This window comes from Spartinivicinus poritis (genome assembly GCF_028858535.1).
Taxonomy (GTDB): Bacteria; Pseudomonadota; Gammaproteobacteria; order Pseudomonadales; family Zooshikellaceae; genus Spartinivicinus; species Spartinivicinus poritis.
The window spans coordinates 85,409-104,995 of record NZ_JAPMOU010000014.1 but is presented as its reverse complement, the minus strand read 5'-3'; the positions used below and the strand labels follow the sequence as shown (position 1 = coordinate 104,995).

Genomic DNA, 19,587 nt, shown 5'->3' with positions numbered 1-19,587 from the left:
TGAGCATGTTTAGGAGACGATGCAACAGTTTTTGTCAAGCCCCTTTAAACCAGGATTTTGATTAAGTTCTAAATCGTCGCCTCAGGTAGAACACAGCACTAGCAACTTGTTGTATATTTGACAGATATTGCCAGCAGTTATTATAACTTATTTTTAGGTTAGTCTGTTTTGTACTAGCCACTCACTTACTAAACAATATAACAGGACCCTAATGGCGAATCTTAATATACCAATAATGGTTGTTGACGATGCGAAGTTTAGTAGCGTAATGATTGGCCGCACCTTAAAAGGAGCAGGCTTTCGGGATATCCGGTTCGCTAGTAGTGCTAATGAAGCTCTGGTTCAACTACAAAAACGCCCTGCCAGTATTTTAGTAGCAGACTGGTTAATGCCTGAAATGGATGGTTTGCAACTCACCCAGCAGGTTAGAGAATTAGACAAACGCCTACACCACTTCACGTATGTCATTTTGCTAACAGCCAAAGAAGGAGTAAAAGCACTGGCAGAGGCATTTGATCGGGGTGTCGATGACTTCATCAATAAATCAGTAATGAACGATCAGCTATTACCAAGAATATTTGCAGCTGACCGAACAGCGCATATGCAAAACCAGCTTTTAGAAGAAAATAAGTTATTAGTTGATAACCTCCAACAACTTGAAAAACACAGCCTCACCGACCATTTAACTGGTATCGGTAATTTACGATTTTGCCTTAACCATCTAAGTGAAGCCATTCGGCATGTAGAGTCACGTGATGCTTCTGCTTGTTTACTGGTCATTGCCTTGCAAAATGCCAAGCAAATTGAACAGCAACGGGGGCTAGCTATTTATAATGAAGTGGCCAAAGGTGTTGCTCGACGCCTGCAGCAGTTAATCAGACCACTCGATATTATTACTCGCACTGGTGATGATCAGTTCTCAATCATTACTACCCATCTGCATGATGAGCAATATACGCCAAAAAGCTTTCGCCGCATTTATGAAGGGCTTAATCTAAAAGCATTTAAGTCATCTGTTGGCTATATTTCAATTAAAGCAGCCATGAGTATGTGCATACTAACGAACACCCCCCCATTACCTACCGCGGAACAATTGTTGGTGGTTACTCGTAAAATGCTCCAAAAATCACTTGAAACTGGCCTGATAACAGCCACCCAATGGAACCCTGGTATGCTGAAGAAAAAACCACCTCAAAGTGAAGCAACATCATAGTAAAAAAATCACCCGCTTTAGTCATATTGCTAATAAGAATGCTGGTACCATTTTTTGCTGCTGTTATTATTCTGCTATTGTCGTTATTTAGATAGCTTTTTTATAGCATGACTCAATCTCTTAATAACCAGCCTTGGTATATTCTTGGTGCCGGCGCTATGGGTTGCTTACTGGCTAGTCAACTCGCCAGACAACAACAACCAGTTAAATTGATCGTTAAACGAGCAAGCACTCCTTCCCAAGCCATTCATTACCAGCAGACTGACTTACACTTTTCTTGTAAAGTACCAGTAGTTGATCATTGCGCCCTTCACCACCATATCAACAAATTAATTGTGACTACCAAAGCCTATGATGCGCTTCCAGCTGTTCAGTCAATCGCCCATTTGCTAACAGCTGATGCTCAAGTCATTTTGTTACAAAATGGTTTAGGTTCTCAACAAGTTATCGCGAACACACTGCCAAACCAGCAAATTGCGGTCGGTTCAGTAACCCATGGTTGCTTCTTAACTAAACCATTTCAAGTAGTACACGCAGGACTTGGCCAAATTACTATTGGCGAACTTAGTCCCCAGCTTAATAATGCTAAACCCCGCTGTCAGTTCCAGCAGTTTGCTCAGTTACCTCTGAATATTCATTGGACTACAACTCCACTCACCACCCTCTGGGAAAAAGTAGCTATTAACGGTGCCATCAACGGCCTTACAGCACTTTATCAATGTAAAAATGGTGAGTTATGGCAACATCAGGGATTAAGGCAACAGGTTATTGCCCTTTGCTTAGAAACAGAAGCTATACTTAAGCAGTTGCAAATACCCTTATCTGATCAACTAGTCACATTAGTGAAAAGGGTCATCTTACAAACTGCCGATAACTATTCATCAACACTTCAAGATGTAAAAGCAGGAAAAGCAACTGAGCTAAGTTACATCAATGGCTATATTATTGATAAAGCCCATATAATGGGAATTGACCTGCCCCATCATCAATGGTTAGTTCGCACCTTAAAGGAAAAAGGCTACAGTTAATAATGTAACCTGCCGTAAAGGCTATAGTATCAAACCTATATATGACTCAATCATCAATCTCAGGATATCTGTCAAGCCTGCCCATTAGCCGCAAATTATTACTTCTGCTGCTAAGTGTTATCATTTCTATTGCCTTTGTTGCCAGCATTACGTTGGTATTAACAACTTACTTAATATCCAAGGATTATATTGTTCCTCACAATGTTACAACCACCAGTAAGCTGTTAACTAACCCACTATTGATTTCCCAAATTCAACGTGAGCCTGAATTAGCTCGTCATTTGTTACAGCATTTAAGTCAGTTTGATTATATTGAATCAATTAGCTTTTATGACCAACAGGGTAAATTACTGTTATCTTTTCCTGATGAGCAACACCAGTCACAAACCAGTATTACTTCTATAACGCTAGAGCCATCCTCTTATGTTGAAAAAATCCAGTTAGATGATGGCCAGCAACTTACCCTTGAAATCAAAGCCAATCATTCATTACCTGAAATGTTATTTTTGGCAATGAAAGTGGCTATTTTAATCATCATGATTTTTGCTGTACTGATTATGCTATTTGTGACTGGTGTTATCCGTCAGGTCATTACTAAACCAGTATTACACTTAATTAAATTGGCTCATACTGTCTCCATTGAAGAAAACTATTCAGTACGCGCAACGAAGTTTCATAATGATGAGCTAGGAATTTTGGCTACTGCCTTCAATACCATGCTGAATCGTATTGAAGCTAGAGATCAGCTGCTAAGAAAAGCGCGTGATGAAGCAGAGCAAGCCAGTATGAAAGCCCAGTCAATGGCCTTGGAAACCCAACGTACCAACAAAAAACTGGAGCTAGAGGTTCAGGTTCGTACCCATATTGAGCAAAAGCTGACTGCTTTACAGAAATACCTCAACAATATTATTAACTCGATGCCTTCTGCATTAATTGCCATTAACACCAATAAACAAATTCAACAGTGGAATGAAGAAGCAGCTGCTTTATTTAACATTAAAGGCAACCAAGCATTACAACGCCCTATTCAAGAGCTTTCTACTATTCTGGCTGAGCACGAGCCTGAAATAGATAAAGCGTTAAGTCATCAAACCGTGGAAACTGTCGAGCGCGTCCCCCTCACTCACCACAATGAAGAGAACTATTTTGACCTGGTTATCTACCCACTTTGTGGAGAAGAGCACCAAGGAGCCGTCATCCGGCTAGATAACATAACTCAGCGCATTCAATTAGAAGACACTATGGTACAAACTGAAAAAATGTTATCAGTAGGTGGACTGGCCGCCGGTATGGCCCATGAAATTAATAACCCGCTAGGTGGCATTGTTCAGGGAGTGCAGAATATTTTACGCCGCATTTCTCCTACCTTAGCTAAAAATAAAGAGGAAGCAGAAAAGCTACAACTGGATATCCACCAACTTTACATTTATATGGAGCAAAGGGGTATTACCCGCTTTTTGAGTAACATTAAAGACGCAGGTACCCGAGCCTCTAAAATTGTGCAGAATATGCTGCAATTCAGCCGTCGTAGCTCAAGAACCCTATCTCCAACCGATCTAAGTGAATTAATCAATCGTACCATTGAAATTGCTCACAGCGACTTAGACATTAAACATGGCCTTGAGCTAGAACGAATCCATATCATCACCAACCTGGATGACACCCTTACCAGTGTGCCCTGTATTGCCAACGAGCTTGAGCAAGTACTACTTAATTTAATCAAAAATGCTGCCCAAGCCATTAATCAGCGCGAAGAGCCAAAGTGGAATGGCAAAATTATTATCACGAGTAAACAAACAACGACCCAAGCCATTATTAAAGTCGAAGATAATGGTATCGGCATGGACAACACTACGCGTAAACGTATATTTGAACCTTTTTTTACGACTAAAGAAGTGGGAATTGGCACTGGTTTAGGGTTATCAGTGTCGTATTTCATTATCACTAATAACCACAAAGGGCAGTTACATGTGAAGTCAGCTGCTGGAATAGGCACAGAATTTATTATCAGCTTACCCCTAAAAGTTGAGCTAACTCCCATCCCCAAAGCAAAAGCAATAGAAACAGCCCTAAGAGACTAATAATCCCTATTAAGTCAGTAAGGTAACTAGCGCGATAATTGCTCCCCAGATAACTACTGTTCGATTCAACAACCCTCGCACAGCCATCAATTCATCAGCAGCCATCTGTTGCTGCTCTGTCGTATCAGTTGTTTGCTTAAACTCCTCCATATCCAATGGAATAGTTAGCGCCTGCAATCCCGTACGAACCACTAACTCTCCTGGGGGCTCAGCCCATCGCCGCCAGCTTTGTTGGCATTCATGATAAGCTTTAGTGAAGTTACCAGCTAAGGTAAATGACCACGCAAGCACTCTGGCAGGTAACCATTCAATAATATATTTTAAATCCCAAGCCACATGCGCAGAAGCTAATTTGTTTTCATCATTTTGCTGCTGATTAGCCAAATACAGCTCATTCATACGATAAATAAGAGCAGCTACAGGCCCTAATACAATAAACCAAAATACAGTGGTAAACAGTTGCTCCAATACCTGATAAAACACTAACTGTCTAATTTGTTGATACTGATGAGACCATTCATCACGTAAATCTTTACTGAGTACTGGAAACAATTCTTGCGCACGAATAAATACCGTTTCAGCATTAGCTACTTTCAATGAAGCTACATAGAGGTCTAGTCTATTTAAATACCCTTCCCTCCCCAAGGAATAGACTAAAAGAACCACACTTATCAACAACATGGGGAAGCCTAGCCAAGCCTCATTGGCTTCACTGACTAACCAGGCGACAACTGCAGTAGGAATCAACAATGTGATAACCCAGATCCACTCAGCCCCCAAATTACCACCTAGCTTGCTCGCCACTAACTCAATCAGTTTATTAAACCAGTTATCATGCTGTATGAATTTACGGCTATCAGCCATAAAAAAAATAGCAACACCTATACACAAAGAAATGAATAGCATAGTTTATCACCAGGGTTATATGACCATTCGCAGAAGTATACATCACCCAACTGCAGAGGGGTGACGTAAAAGGGTGTTGGATAAAAACATGAAGTAACAGGGTATTCTTCTACCACTCTAAAGGCCATCCATAGTCTTTAGCGCTTTAGCTGGGTCCAGCCAGCAATGCCAGAACACTCTATCACTTCATATTTCCCTGATTTTGCGACACTCTCATAAAAGGTTATAAAACCATACTTAAACACCTATGTGCAAACCACCATAACGTCAGCAGGTCATTAAACGACTCAAATAGTGGTTAATTCAAAAGAAAGCGTTCGAAAATGCAGGATGAGATCACAAACACAAGTGGACAGTTAACCTATACCCTTCACGAATGATTTCTAGGTTTTGTTATCTTCATTTCTCGCCCCAATCACCTATTATTATAGGCTCATGGGGCCTCGTCACTTGATGGCCGCACCTAAAAACCATTCGTATTGGGTACATACTAGCAAAGGGAAACAACGTAGTTATTTCCCTTTGCTAGTAGATATTTAATATTTCACTTTATAGTTAACGAAGAAAGTACGACCACGCCCTTTGAAGTCATAGACCTCTTCAGGCCCATAATAAGGAGAATAAAGCTTCTGCGCTCGCTGTGACCAAATAGTGGTGTATTCGCGATTAAAAACATTTTGTACACCGAAACCAACATCACCGACAGGTAGCTTATAATTGCCTAAGAAATCCACAGTGGTATAACCAGACAACTCACCATTTTCACCTTTCCCTTTCAGCCGTTTCCTATCATCTCGCAAACTAAACAGAGTTTGGCTTTGCAGTTTTAGTGAGTATGTATCATCATACCAGCCAACCCATGCCCCCGCTTTTGATGCACTACTACTATCAACCAATGAACGTTGCCAGTGGCCGTTTTTATCTTTTTCCTGGGTTTTTACATAATGCCCAGTTAAGCCAAGCTGGAGCTTATCTGTTGCCCAATAACTTGTTTCAAACTCGAAGCCATAAACCCGCTTTTCATGATCACGTAGCTCCAGTAATAGTTCTTTTCGGTCATATGATTCCACTTTATCTGACTCAGAATAATAGAGAGCCGTTTGAACACTTAAGTCAGTTCCCGTATAACGCCAACCTAATTCGTAGCTGTCAGTTTTTATGCCATCAAGGCGATCATTACGAATATCTGAAGATTTTACTAACTCAGCATGACCATCTTTATTAGAGTCTGTATATTGACCATCACCGTATCTTTTTGCTGTATCCGGCAGTTCAAAACCTTGGGAAAAGTTTGCCCATACTTGCTGATTAGCCGTTAAATCAAAAACGGCCCCTATATTGAATAAGCCGAACTTATAGTGAGTTTGCCCACCTGGTACTGGGTCTGCAGATGTGTATTTACCAAACGCAATATCTTTTTGAATACCAGTATCAATAAAATCATCTACTTCATTCTTCATATATTGATAGCGGTATCCTCCTTCAATCAATAAACGGTCCGTTAACTGATAACTTGCCTGAAAAAAGCCAGCAATAGATGAAACCTCTGTATCAGGATAACGACCTATTTTATAGGCTTTTTTATTAACTAGCCCGCCACTGGCATTAGAAATATTTTGATCAAAAATTATCTGATCATTTTCAAATTGGTCAATATAGCCATCCACCCCATAACTCAGGGTTAGCTTATCAAATGATTTAACAAGTGCCGTACGTAAACTAAAAACGTCTGTCTCCTGCTTAGACGCTGAAAAATAACCTTTATTAGATGGCTCCTTTGATCCACTGGGCCGAATAAATGGGTTATATGAAAATGATTCTTTACGATAAGATGCCTGCACTATTAGCTCATGACCAAACACTTCTTCATGGTGATAAGTTGCATTTAATAAATAGCGCTCTGTACCAAGATTTCGATCAGAAGAAAATCCTCTGCGTGTTTCTATTAAATGATGGTTGCCTGCTTTAGAGCCTGCCAGATTTTCACCAAAATAAGTACCATAAGGACTATCTTGCTCACTATTATAGTGTTGAGCCAACAAAGTAACGGTTTGTTGATCGTCTAGTTTATATTCAAGCGAACCCATTAAATCAATAGTCTCATTAAACTGTAATGAGCCTTGGGTGCTATCTGGATTAATTAACTCACCATTAGCATCATAAAAAGCATTCGTTTCGCTATAAACAAGAGAACCCCTAGCTTTTAATTTATCCGTTCCACCACTGATTGACTGAGCAATTTTATAATCCCCATCATTACTATTATTAAACCCAGAGCTACCCCCAACATAAGTTTCTGCTGTTAGTTCACCTGCCTCGGCACGTTTGGTAATAATATTGACTACACCACCCGAAGCACCTGCGCCATAAATAGCCGTAGCACCAGATAATACTTCAATACGTTCAATATTAAATGGATCAATAGAATCCAGCTGTCGGCTAATTGATCGTGCAGAATTTAACGACACGCCATCAATCATCACTAACATTGCCCGACCACGTAAATTCTGGCCATAATTAGTTCTCCCCTGACTACCTACATCCAGGGAAGGTACTACAGTGGAAAGAATATCACTTAAATTTTTCCCTCCACGAGACTGCGCTTCAATGGTTTCTTTATCCACCAACCAAACAGTACCAGCAATATCGCTAATCTGTTTAGGCGCCCGGCTTGCTACCACCACCACAGAGTCCAGCTTTTCAATATTTTTCTGTTCAGCGGCCACTGTGACCGGAGAAAGTAAGGTGGTAATCACCAGTGAATGATAAAAATAATGGCGTGACTGCATAATGTCTAACTCACTTATGTAACTAACTATACTCTTCACAATAGGTATACCCGTCGCGAATCATTTTTAGGTTTTGTTATCTTCGTTCCTCACCTAAAAACCCTTCGCATTGGGTATATTTTGGCTATTTGGTGAAAAGATCCCCATTGTTACGGGTATTAATTACTGGTTTTTAATTAAGGTAATTTGCTCTTCTTTACTACGGCGGTTGCAAGTGCCACATAATTTCCTATTAGGTAAGCTGAACTTTAAACAACAGTTATTACGTCTTGGGATACAGACATAACCCGTTGCTTTTTCAATCAACAACCAATCAACAGCACTTTGTATAGAAGGCGAAAACTTTGATAAAAAATGTTTAATATCAGGATGAACAGCTTCTCCTCCTTTGCCAAAATGCGCCAACCGACTCCAAGGTGAAGCGATAGCGAGTGCTGTATTTCCCCAAAATGCTTGTGGGTTAATCCGCAATAGCGTACGAAAAATGTCAAAAAACTCTTTTATCAAATCATCTAACCAACTCACTAAGGATTCATTAGTAGTACAAAAAGGCTGTCCCCGCCATTGTATATTTTCAGAAAGTGACTGATTAATAAAAAGCTGATTTAAATTTAATTGTGGTATCAATCCGGTAAATAGATACACTGCAACTAACGGTGATACAACACAGCTCATCAATCGCTTTTGCACTAAGGAAGCAGCTACTCTGCGATTGGTTACCTGCTCTTTTTCACAAAATTGATTAACAGCATTAATCAACCATTTTGAATCACTAAATAATAAGTCTAATGAAAGATGATCAGACTCATTACACTCTTTCCAATGCCATTCATCATTAAATGACGCTAAGTTAGTTAATGCTGAATTAACATCATTGAACACTGGAAAGTGTGGTTCAAAACAAGCTGGTAGCATATATACCCTTCGCTTTGGCTATACCTATTATGCATCATTTGTAGATGTAGAAAATTAAATGGCTTGCTTTAAAGGTGGCTGAGCAGCTGACTGGTCCCAGCTAATTAAGCCATCACTCGACTCAAGATCAAATATTTCTTGTTGGCATAGATGATTAATAATCCGTGCTGAACGCCAAGCCATTAAACTTAATTGAGGTTCAGCAATACCATGACTGTGCAAACCAGCATTAACTGCAAAAATCCTATTTTCAGCAGGGCCATCCCAATCAACAGCAAAATGTTCATTTAATGAGTAACGGTCTTTTTCATCAAATTTTAACCGAGACTGGATACCAGCCAAACAGTTTAAAGTAGGTGTAGTAAACCCTGTCGCCAAAATAATGACATCTGCATCATAATACTCAGTTTCCTGAGTTAATCCATTTATTGCCTGAACCTGATAAATATTATCCGTTTGATTGACTGCACTCATTTCCCTGTGAGGCAATAAATAGACCCATTTTGGTTCTCGTAATACATCAAAACGATGATAAAGCGTACGATAAATACTTAATAAACAAGCTTGGGTTACTCCATCAGAAGTTAACTTTTGGTCACGAATCTCTCGCTCTTTAACCTGGCGACCTAGTTTATAAAAGCTATCTACATAATCAGGAGTGAAGTATTCATTTGTAAACGCCGCTTCATCCAGTGGTTGATAATTTGCACGTCTTGATAGCCAATTCAATTTGCTGGGCTTTCCCCAATAACCATTTAATACATTAAGAAAGATATCAGCGCCACTTTGTCCACCTCCAATTATCATTACCCGCTTACCACTAAAATCGTGGGAGTTTAGGCCAATGTTAGCAGCATGAATAACTTGCTTACCTAAATAAGGACGAGCACATTCAGGAATAAATGGTTTTTTACCAGTACCTAAACATAAATTCTTAGCATAATAAGCACCTTTAGAGGTTTCTACCTTAAATTGGTTATTCATAAATGAGATATTTTCAACTTCAGTTGCAAATTGCACTGATGGAATTTGTTGAGCAGCCCAGTTAAGATAATCGGAAAACTCAGCACGACTAATACAGTTTAATTCTGCTGATAAAAAACGATAAAACTTCTTTCGTTTAACCAAATAAGATAAAAAAGAGTAAATACTATGCGGAACAACAGCAGTGACCAAGTCCTTTAGAAACATTGTTTGCATATGAGTATCAGGTAACAGTAACCCAGGGTGCCACGCGAACTGTTCACGACTTTCAAAAAATCGTGCACTCACCCCTTTTACCTGTTGAAGTAGTGCAGCCACACTTAGGTTAAAAGGACCTACACCAATACCTGCTACATCAATTATTGAACTATTTGGTTGTGTTGGCTTAGTTAGCATTTGTTTGCTCCTGATCACTGTTGACTGTTATTTCTGCTACAGTCATTTTTTCTTCAGCAATGCAAAGTGGGTTATCTAATAACTGATCCATATCCGGCAGCATTCGACTTTGGCTACTATCAGTTTGATGACGGAATTTAGCCAGATTTAAACCAATACGCAGAATTTTTGGTTTAAACAAATCTAATCGTTCAAACCGCTCATTCAGCTCTGGGTTCTGGGCCATATAGGTTTTGATTTCTTTACCCAACAATCCATAAAAGACAGGTTCAGCCACTCCAAGCGCTGTTGTTAGCGGAGATATAAAACGTAATACCGTTACAAAATGACCCGTTTGTAAATCGTGAATAATGAGTTCTTCAGGTAGTTTAACCGTTGCTGCTTTCACTGAAGCAGGTAAATCTGCGCTTTCTGGTAATTCTCTGTCAACTAAACGCATATCCCCCTGAAAATCTTTCAATAAAACCCGTTTTGGTTGATTGTTCTCTAAAATAATAGTGACATTCTGACCATGAGCAATCAGTGAGACCCCATACTTGCATAATAAATGATAAAAAGGTAACACCACCACCCGAAATAACTTTGTCAACCAGTCTGTTGGTGATAAGCCTGAAGCTTGTATATAAGCACCAATGATAGATTGCCCCTGCTCATCAATTTCCATTAGTGCAGCCATTAATATTGCAGTTTCGTTATTTCTCAGCTTTTCATTGATACTTTCACGCCAAATGACACCTAATAGCTCATGGTAACGATAGGGTGCTTGGTTTAAATTGTTATAAGCCGGATGTGTAACAAAAGCACTGGCAGGCTCTTGTAGAATTTCAGCACCTATACCTTGCAAAAATAAATCCTGTTTAAAGACTTTATTCAACCATGATGATGCTTCAGGCCCTGCTAAAATATAGCGGCTGGGTATCCCCCGATAACAGGAAGTATTCATAATGGTTAACGGGAGTTTTATATCTAATCCTTCTGGTCGACTAATATTGCTCAAAGTACGCAACGATAATTGAGGTAAAAATAAGTCACCCCATTCACCCAGATAAATTATCTCACCATTAGCGATTAACTCAGCAAATAAAGTTGACAGTTTATTTTGCCATTGCCAAGGGTGTACAGGGAGCAGCAAGTAATCGTCAGGATGACCACCATAATGTTGGATCTGAGCCTGCATTTCTACTTGTACTTCAGTATTTACAGCACTATCTACTAGTTTTTGCCAACTCCACTGATCTGCCACTGCATATGTAGTATTTTCCTGTTTAACTGCTATCCAGCATAATTGAAAAGCCTGACGAGATTCAGGCGCATACAATGCTAAGTCTTTACTACCCCAGCCTCTTCGGCCTTTATTAAATACAAATTTGGGATGACCATTAAATAGGCACTGTTGCTGATTAATATCCAGCTTAATGAAGTCATCAGCTCTTAGGCCTTTTTTCAATTCCAGCAATTGACAATCAGCAACCAGTGTTGCATACATATCTTCATAATGTTCAGCTAGACTTTCATCCACCAACTCCAGTTCAGTTTTTGCATCCTGCATAAAGGTCGCTACAGAGGTAACTGACAAATGAGCTGATTCATTATTTGAAGCTGGCTGTTGATTCACTGGCTCTTGCTGAAGGACTATTTCTTGACGAGACAAACTACTCGGCTTAATAACATATTGTCCCCATATATTCCTCCATCCCTCAAAGTAGTAACCCACTCCTGACTCTAGCTGCAGAAATAAAGACTGTTCTGAAGGCCTGATTTGATTGGTATCTGCTTTTGCTGGCAATTGATCAATCTTAGCTGCTTGAAAATCAACTTGCTTTATCTGAAAGGCTTGTTCATAGGCAAGTTCAGAGATTATCTTAGCAACCATGATTTGATTAACTATACCCCAATAGCTATGTAATGCCTGTTGGCTCATGGTTACTGTTCCTCCATGAGCTCAACAAACTGATCATGGAAAAATGCCTGACGTTCAATCATTACCAAAGCAGATGTCTTATGGGGAAAATCAAATTCAAATAAAATACGATAGCCTACGTCTTTAATTCGACGAAATAATCGTTGGTTATCATGACGAGGCTCTAACACAATTCGCTGTGTACGCTGTTCATCAATAAATAAATAATGGGTTAACGCTCGCATCCAGCTCTTAAAGAACAGTGGCCCACGGAAGACTTGTTCTCCAACTAATAAATGTATCCCTCGGTCATAGTGAGTATTATCATAATAAGGTGCTAACCGGTCTTCAGATACCCAATAAACCTCAAAGTAACCAAATGGGTCACCATCAAACTCACCAATCAATGGAATAATATGTGGATCTTGTTGTCGTTCGTTGATAAATTCTACTAGTTTTTCTCGTGACCAGGCTTGCTCCCAAAATTCAGCTACCCGTGGGTCGTTCATCCATCCAGTAAAACAATTGATGTCTTTTTCCAAGTCAAAAGTACGAAAACTTATTTGCTTACCCACTAAACTGTCAAAGCGGCTATAAACTTCACCTGTTGGCTTTGGAGGACGTTGCGGATGGAGACGCACCTGCTTAGTACTTTGAATTAGACGTTGTGGGTAATGACTGGATAAATTATGTTTGTGCCAGTGTAATGGCAGCTGATAAAACTGCTGCCGATATAGAACTTGATTGATAAAGGGAGTTAGAGCAGGTACTTGACTCGCCAAATTACTCCAGTTTTGCTTTTCATCATTTAACAAATAAATACCGTCAATAGTTGGAAATGCTTGAAATAAACTATCAATCCCTTTCACCCAAAGTTTAATTAAGTAATCAAGGGATATTTGATCCAAAATTTCAACTTTAGCAATCTTCTCAGCGGGTTGTTCAATAGCAAACAAACTATCATATGGTTTAACTGTATTTTCAGACATATTACATTACCTCTGATACAGTTTTTTTAGTCGATGTATTTTTAGCACTCGCCAACTGTTCAATTTTAGCTATAGGGTTTTCAAGATCAAAATAAATGACGGCAGGATCAGGAATCGAGTTTTCATTATAGTTTTGCAAATAACAAAAAAAGTTACCTTTACTGCGAAGAGTAGCATTCTGCAAAACAAAATCTAAACAAAAACTATCTTGCACACCTTGGCTTTGCAGTTGCTTTAAACAACCGTGTAATATATGCAACAAGTCCACCTCACTTACCGCACATCGTGAACTGACTGCTGCAATGGTGTTATAAGTAGAGTTAATAATTAAGTAATAAGGGAAGTAACGCCGTACTTTATCTTCGTTCCAAAAGTTTTCTGGCATCTGAGCATCATCAATCAGTTGCTCAGGAAAAAGTTGATAAGCTAACTCTGTATACCCTGTACCTTGGCAGTCACGATAATACATGCCAACGGGCTCTCCTCGCTCCATTTTCAACACGATATTTTGTTGGTGAGCCAGTAACACAATGCCATAATTGGCCTGTAAAGCAAATAAAGGTTCAACAACATACTTACAGTATTGATTAAACCAGTATTTTGCAGCCTGACTAATCGATATATTTTTATGACTAGCAACCGTTTTCACTCTATCTGCAATTAAGGAGTCTGCTGCTAATGGATGTTGTTGAGTTAATGTTGCCAGTACAACCGCTTCTTCTTGAGGGGTATGCATTAATAAGTTGTCACGCAAAGCAACCAATGACTCAGCAATCACCTCACCTTCTGAATTAATTAAGCCAATAAAAGCAGGCTCTTGCATCACTTTAAATGAAGCGTACTGCTGGCCAAACGAGCACAATTTCTCAGTATCAAATACCTGTTGTAGCCGTGTTCCCCTTATCACTTCTTTTAGTGACAAGTTACGTATAGAGTTTGTGAGCTTAACACTGAGAGAAAACTTCAGCATATAAGGCAAACCAGGACTATAGAGTGAGCGGGTGGAAGACGTTGGATACCAGTTTTCACCAATCGCACCTAGATTAACTAATAATCCCCTTTCTTGATACTGTTGAATATCGGCTGTGTTTAGTAATAGCTTAGCCTGCCAAGGATGCACTGGTAACAGCAAGTAATTCTCAGGCACCTTACCAAAAACAGCCTCACTTAATTGCGTATCTGCAGTTAACAGTTGTTGTATTCTTTCACTAATTCCATAATGGCCGGTACTATCAGTAATCGTAATAGATGGAGAGACTGCAAACCAATATAAGGCAAATTTGGCCTGGTGCTCTGGAGCAAAAAGGCGAGCATCCTCTTCAGAAAATTGTTCTCGACTTTTTGGCGCAGGATGCACTGAGTGGCCTGCAATTAGCCCTTGTTCTGCTTGCGCAAAGTTCAATTCACCACTATAAATAGCCTGCAAATTATCACGTGCTGCAATGGCTGCTTGTGTATTAGCACGGCTTTCAACCACTCGCTGAATAAATATCGACTTTTGCTCATTGGTTAAGTCACCAACGATATCTACATCATTAATAATAAGCTGCAAAAACTCATTAAAGTTGAGTAGTTTTTCTTCTGATTTTTCTGACTGACTGACTAGTTTTAATGGCAACTGATATTCATGAATTCCTAACGCAGAATGATAACTTACTGGTATATAAATCAGTTGTTGTCCATTATTTAGTGGAACAATTGCCACTTCTTGATTAGCACTACTCTTTTGCCAAGTAACCGCTTTCGACTCTCGAAGAAAGGAATTTAAAAAACAATTAATCGAAATATCTGCTTGAATACTTTCTGGGTCAAGACCTACAGAAAAGTTTACTTCAGTCACAAAATTCCCCTTACAACATAGAGAAGTTCATTAGGAGAAAAGGCTAATCCTCTGTATCCAAAAATCAGCCAAAACTTGTCGAACAATAATTAGAATTACGTAACCTGGATAATCAGGATTAACAAAGCAAATGATAATCATTTTCATTAAATAAAGCGAGCATTTACTTGTGTTTTTTTAAAGAAAATAGTCAAAGCACAAGCTGACTATTTCACAAAGTGAAATAAAGGGCTTTTCGACAGGCCACCAGCATGCCTTCAAGCCAATGCCTTAATTGCGAATTTAGCGAAGGCCAGAGACAGCAAACAATTAGTAGAGGTGCCCTTAACTCTATTTTAACTGTGGCGTATTTGTCATAAATCCAAGTTTATTACTTTCTAAGAAGAAACAAAAAGAATCCACCGCCCATTATAGACGCCAATACTCCCGCAGGAATCTGCCAGGGGAATAACCAGTTTCGCCCTAACCAGTCAGCGACTACCATTATTATGCTACCCATAAGCCCTGCAATAACCAACTGATTACGAGCTGCATATTGGCCAAATAATTTCGCGAGCTGAGGTGCCAATAAACCAACAAAGCTCAATGGCCCAACAACCAGAGTAGCAACTGTCGTTAATATTGCTGCAATTATTAGCAGCCATAGTCGTACTTGCTGACAGTTCATACCTAATCCAGTTGCAGCTGCTTCACCTAATGTCAGCAGATCCAGGCAGCGGTGCAATAATAAAAGCATACTCAATAAAATAGTAGTAACCACCAGTAGCAGGATAACATCCATATTAGTTGCCAAATACGTTGACCCTGATAGCCAATGTAAAATTGCTTTAGCCTGGTCAGTACCACTTGTCAATAATATACGAATTGTTGCGTCTAAAAATGCACTGAGCCCAATTCCCGCCAAGACCATTTGGCTTGGTGAAAATCGGCTACGCTGAGAAAGTAACCACATTATCCCGAATGCTAGCAACGCCCCCATACTACCAAATAATAACTGCTCTCCACGAGATGATATAATTCCAGTTATCACTCCTACAATTAACATTAAAGCAACGCCAGAGCTGACACCCATAATTTCTGGACTTGCCATGGGATTTGCAGTTATTCGCTGAATGGCACACCCTGCAACAGCCAGCCCCCACCCTGCTAACAAAGCAGCAAATACTCTAGGAAATCGAAGTGTCAATATACTATTCGTTAATTGAACAGCCCAACCGTGTTCATTTTTTCCTACTAATAAAGCAATAGCCGTACATAGTATTGCTATAACCAAACAAACCGTAAGCAGTTTAACAAAAGCATATTGCTTTATATTTATCGGCTGTTCAGACACTACCTTTGCTACAGCAGAAAGCGGATTACGCAGCAATAACCAAATGAGACAAGGAGCTCCTATCAGCGCAGTTATTGCACCAGCAGGTAACAACTCCCCCCCTACCCCAGAAAAAGGCTGGATAACTAAGTCTGCCATTGACATTAGCAGAGCGCCTATGATCGCACTGGTGACCAGTCTAGTATAAAACTGTCTAGCACCAGCTAACTTTGCAAGCGCAGGAGCCACTAATCCCACAAAGCTAATTATCCCCACTGTACTCACAATACTCGTTGTCATAAAAACAGCTAGCGTTAATGAGATTAACCGGATAGTACCTACTTTTACGCCTACGGAGGATGCCAACTGCTCCCCCACCTGCAGTAACATTAAAGGCCGTTGAAATAATAACAACAGAATAAATGGAATAGCAATTTGTGGTAATAAATGAGTTACATTTTGCCAGTCGGTTTGACTAAGATCCCCAGCCCCCCAAATAAACAAGCTAGTCAGTTGCTGATCATTAAATAACACCAGCACTCTATTAACTGCCCCAAACAATAAGCTAATGACCATACCCGCCAAAACCATTTGTAAGGGGGCAAAACCTTTGCGGGCGGAAATAAGGAATACTAAACCTGTCGCAAGCAAGCCCCCAATAAAAGCAAACCAGTCAGGATCTATGGCTAAACCACTAGGTGCTAACAATAAAGCACAAGCCAGACCCAACTCAGCCCCGGCAGCGACACCTAATGTAGTGGGTGATGCTAACGGATTACTTAGCACTTGTTGCATAACACACCCAGCTAATGCCAGTCCCGCTCCAACTAATAGTGCAATGGCGATCCGTGGTAAAAAGCTGTAAAAATAGATAATTTGCCTGAAGTCATTCTCATCGGGAGCAACTGTGGCCTGCCACACCAAGTCAAGTGGTAAGTTAGCAGACAAATTAAAGAGAAAAATACTTCCACTTATTAATGACAACACAACCAACCATAAAACAAGCTGGGGGCTTATTATAAAAAAGCGTGTTAAGGGAGCTGAATAAAATAAGTTTGTCATTAGCTGACACTACTTTGTTATTGGTTTTGCCATTAAATGGGCATCTCTAAAAATAGTAATTTTTTTCATGAGAGCAAGGCAGCACCGCACGGAAGGCCACAGTGTATAAGTAATACATGAGGACCTGAGTACGGAGGTAACGCAGCTATCGAGGAAAAAGTGCATTTTTAGAGGTGCCCATTAATGCTTCTGTTAGTGTATCACTTAACCTTACAGCAGCATTAATACCACCAAATGCCCAAATAGGTGGTAGCTCATAAACTCGCTTGCTACGGGTAAATGCCATTGCTTGCCAAAGGGGCGTTGAAAATAATTTTGCTTTATCTGTTTTATTTAGTGGCCCAAAATAAATAACATTCGCCTGCTGACTCAGTGCCAGCTTATCTACACTGGTTGAGGCAAATCCCCATAAGTTAGTTGATCCCTGCCAGGCATTCGTTAACCCCATCATTGTTAACGTTTGGCCCACTAACGAATGAGTGCCATGTATGCGAATATGTTTATCACCTATAAAACGAACAAGAAAAAAAGGTCGTACAGATTTGCCTGCTTTTTTTAGTTGACTGCCATTGTTTTGAATATGTTGCTCTGCTTCAGCAATTAGTTGGGATACTATATTTTCTTTTGCTGTTACAATAGCCAGTTGATTTAATACTTTTTTTGCTTGGCTAAATGGATCACGCTTTTTATTATAAACCGTTAATACCATTGTTGGCGCAATTGCTTGGAGAGATGGGTATAAGGGACTTAAATGGCTACTCATCAAAATCAAGTCTGGTTTTAGCTGGGTCAATAACTCTAAATTAGGTTCACGCCTTGACCCTACATTTTTGACCTGACTCGGTAACTGTGGCTTAACTACCCATTGGTTATAACCGTCACTATCCGCAACAGCATACGGTGTTACCCCTAAAGCCAGTAGGCTTTCTGTTAATACCCAGTCCAGTGTAACAATTTTAGAGGGAGTTTTAGCTAGTTCCAAAGTACCCATTTCATGAGTAATGGTTTTTGCTTGTACAGTAAAACCAAATAACAAACCAATTAATAATAAATACTGCACAGCTAACTCCTTCGCAAGCATAGATAGATTATGGCGCTACGCCTGGACACAAAAAGCTTAAAATAAAAACACATTAACGAACAAAACTGACGATGCTATCATTCTCTGGGTGAGCAAATAGCCCCATGGGAATACCGTAAATAGCTTCCAGCATTTCAGCTTGCATAAGCTCAGTGGGGCTACCTTGTGCCATAACCTTTCCAGAATGTAAGGCAATTAAATAATCGCTAAACCGAGCAGCCATATTAATGTCATGCAATACCATAATAACCGTTAATTTCAGCTCCTGATTTAAGCGTCTAATAAGAGACAACAGTTCATACTGATGAGCAACATCCAGTGCCGAAGTAGGTTCATCTAATAATATACAACGGCTGTTTTGTGCTAATAACATTGCCACCCAGGCTCGCTGACGTTCGCCACCCGATAAAGTGCTTACTAAACGCTTGGTATAAGCTGTCATACCGACCAAGTCAATGGCCTGATTAACCATTGCACGATCCTCAGCATTATATCGGCCTAAAGCACCACGCCAAGGGTATCGGCCAAAGTAGACTAACTCTTCGACTGTCACACCGTCAGGCACCTGTGGTTGTTGAGGCAAATAAGCAACCTGCAAAGCAAATGCTTTGTTACTAAAGTCATCTAATGGCTGATCTGCTAGAAAAACTTTGCCACTAAACGGCAGGTGTTGTCTGCTTAACAACTTCATGAGCGTCGACTTTCCAGAACCATTATGGCCCAGCAGTGTGGTTATTTTTTCTACTGGAAATACTAAAGAGGCAGGCTTAAGAATTTGTTGCCCTCCTACCTCAAAAGTTACATTAGAAAGGGTGAACATTACCTAGTACATCCTAATGCAGATACTAAAGCTGATTGCCTATACAACAACTGTCCCTTCATTTAATGATTAATTTGATATAAGAGCACCTCTAACGATTGTTTACAGTCTCTAACCTTTTGCTAAATTCGCAACCAGCCGTACACATCGCAAGCCATCTTGCTCAAGAATCCATCAGGTTGCACAAAGGCCATAAACAATTATTAGAGGTGTCTAGTTAGTTACAACATGTTGCTATTGTTAAAGTCAATATAGTTTGCTTAACAGAAAC

The 19,587-nt window shown here is 39.8% G+C and carries 13 protein-coding genes; 3 read left to right on the top strand and 10 right to left on the bottom strand.

Features of this window, described 5'->3' with window-relative positions:
- Positions 1–211: 211 nt before the first annotated feature.
- The 3 genes from ORQ98_RS12685 (at position 212) to ORQ98_RS12675 (ending at position 4,322) form a co-directional block, all read left to right on the top strand.
- Positions 212–1,213 carry a response regulator gene (locus tag ORQ98_RS12685; RefSeq protein WP_274689181.1) on the top strand — a complete coding sequence of 334 codons (1,002 nt, stop codon included), beginning with the start codon at positions 212–214 and terminating at the stop codon, positions 1,211–1,213.
- A 107-nt stretch (positions 1,214–1,320) separates the two neighbouring features.
- Positions 1,321–2,241 (top strand): ketopantoate reductase family protein, encoded by a 921-nt coding sequence (locus tag ORQ98_RS12680; RefSeq protein ID WP_274689180.1) that lies wholly within the window; start codon positions 1,321–1,323, stop codon positions 2,239–2,241.
- A gap of 41 nt (positions 2,242–2,282) precedes the next feature.
- The gene (locus tag ORQ98_RS12675; protein WP_274689179.1) at positions 2,283–4,322 is read left to right on the top strand and encodes a sensor histidine kinase; all 2,040 of its coding nucleotides are present in this window, start codon (positions 2,283–2,285) and stop codon (positions 4,320–4,322) included.
- A gap of 9 nt (positions 4,323–4,331) precedes the next feature.
- Here the strand turns inward: ORQ98_RS12675 and ORQ98_RS12670 are convergent, their stop codons facing one another.
- The 10 genes from ORQ98_RS12670 to ORQ98_RS12625 form a co-directional block, all read right to left on the bottom strand.
- A complete protein-coding gene (locus ORQ98_RS12670; RefSeq protein ID WP_274689178.1) occupies positions 4,332–5,228 on the bottom strand; it encodes a regulatory signaling modulator protein AmpE in 897 nt (298 codons plus the stop codon).
- 536 nt (positions 5,229–5,764) lie between these two features.
- Positions 5,765–8,017: a TonB-dependent receptor gene (locus ORQ98_RS12665; protein WP_274689177.1), complete on the bottom strand. Its 2,253-nt coding sequence runs from the start codon at positions 8,015–8,017 to the stop codon at positions 5,765–5,767.
- Positions 8,018–8,179: 162 nt separating this feature from the next.
- Positions 8,180–8,932, bottom strand: coding sequence for a hypothetical protein (locus tag ORQ98_RS12660; protein ID WP_274689176.1), 753 nt, complete (start codon positions 8,930–8,932; stop codon positions 8,180–8,182).
- Positions 8,933–8,986: 54 nt separating this feature from the next.
- Positions 8,987–10,312, bottom strand: a complete 1,326-nt coding sequence (locus ORQ98_RS12655; RefSeq protein WP_274689175.1) for a lysine N(6)-hydroxylase/L-ornithine N(5)-oxygenase family protein — start codon at positions 10,310–10,312, stop codon at positions 8,987–8,989.
- On the bottom strand, positions 10,302–12,233 hold the full coding sequence (locus ORQ98_RS12650) for an IucA/IucC family protein (RefSeq protein WP_274689174.1): 1,932 nt from the start codon (positions 12,231–12,233) through the stop codon (positions 10,302–10,304). The genes ORQ98_RS12655 and ORQ98_RS12650 overlap by 11 nt, the downstream gene beginning before the upstream one ends.
- A 2-nt stretch (positions 12,234–12,235) precedes the next feature.
- Entirely contained in the window at positions 12,236–13,201 is a 966-nt protein-coding gene (locus ORQ98_RS12645; protein ID WP_274689173.1) for a GNAT family N-acetyltransferase, read from the bottom strand.
- 1 nt (position 13,202) lies between these two features.
- A complete protein-coding gene (locus tag ORQ98_RS12640) occupies positions 13,203–15,041 on the bottom strand; it encodes an IucA/IucC family protein (RefSeq protein ID WP_274689172.1) in 1,839 nt (612 codons plus the stop codon).
- A gap of 370 nt (positions 15,042–15,411) precedes the next feature.
- A complete protein-coding gene (gene fhuB / locus ORQ98_RS12635; RefSeq protein WP_274689171.1) occupies positions 15,412–17,415 on the bottom strand; it encodes a Fe(3+)-hydroxamate ABC transporter permease FhuB in 2,004 nt (667 codons plus the stop codon).
- A gap of 145 nt (positions 17,416–17,560) precedes the next feature.
- Positions 17,561–18,475: an ABC transporter substrate-binding protein gene (locus ORQ98_RS12630; protein ID WP_274689170.1), complete on the bottom strand. Its 915-nt coding sequence runs from the start codon at positions 18,473–18,475 to the stop codon at positions 17,561–17,563.
- A 73-nt stretch (positions 18,476–18,548) separates the two neighbouring features.
- Complete coding sequence (locus ORQ98_RS12625; RefSeq protein ID WP_274689169.1) at positions 18,549–19,316, bottom strand: ATP-binding cassette domain-containing protein; 768 nt, start codon at positions 19,314–19,316, stop codon at positions 18,549–18,551.
- Positions 19,317–19,587: the final 271 nt, after the last annotated feature.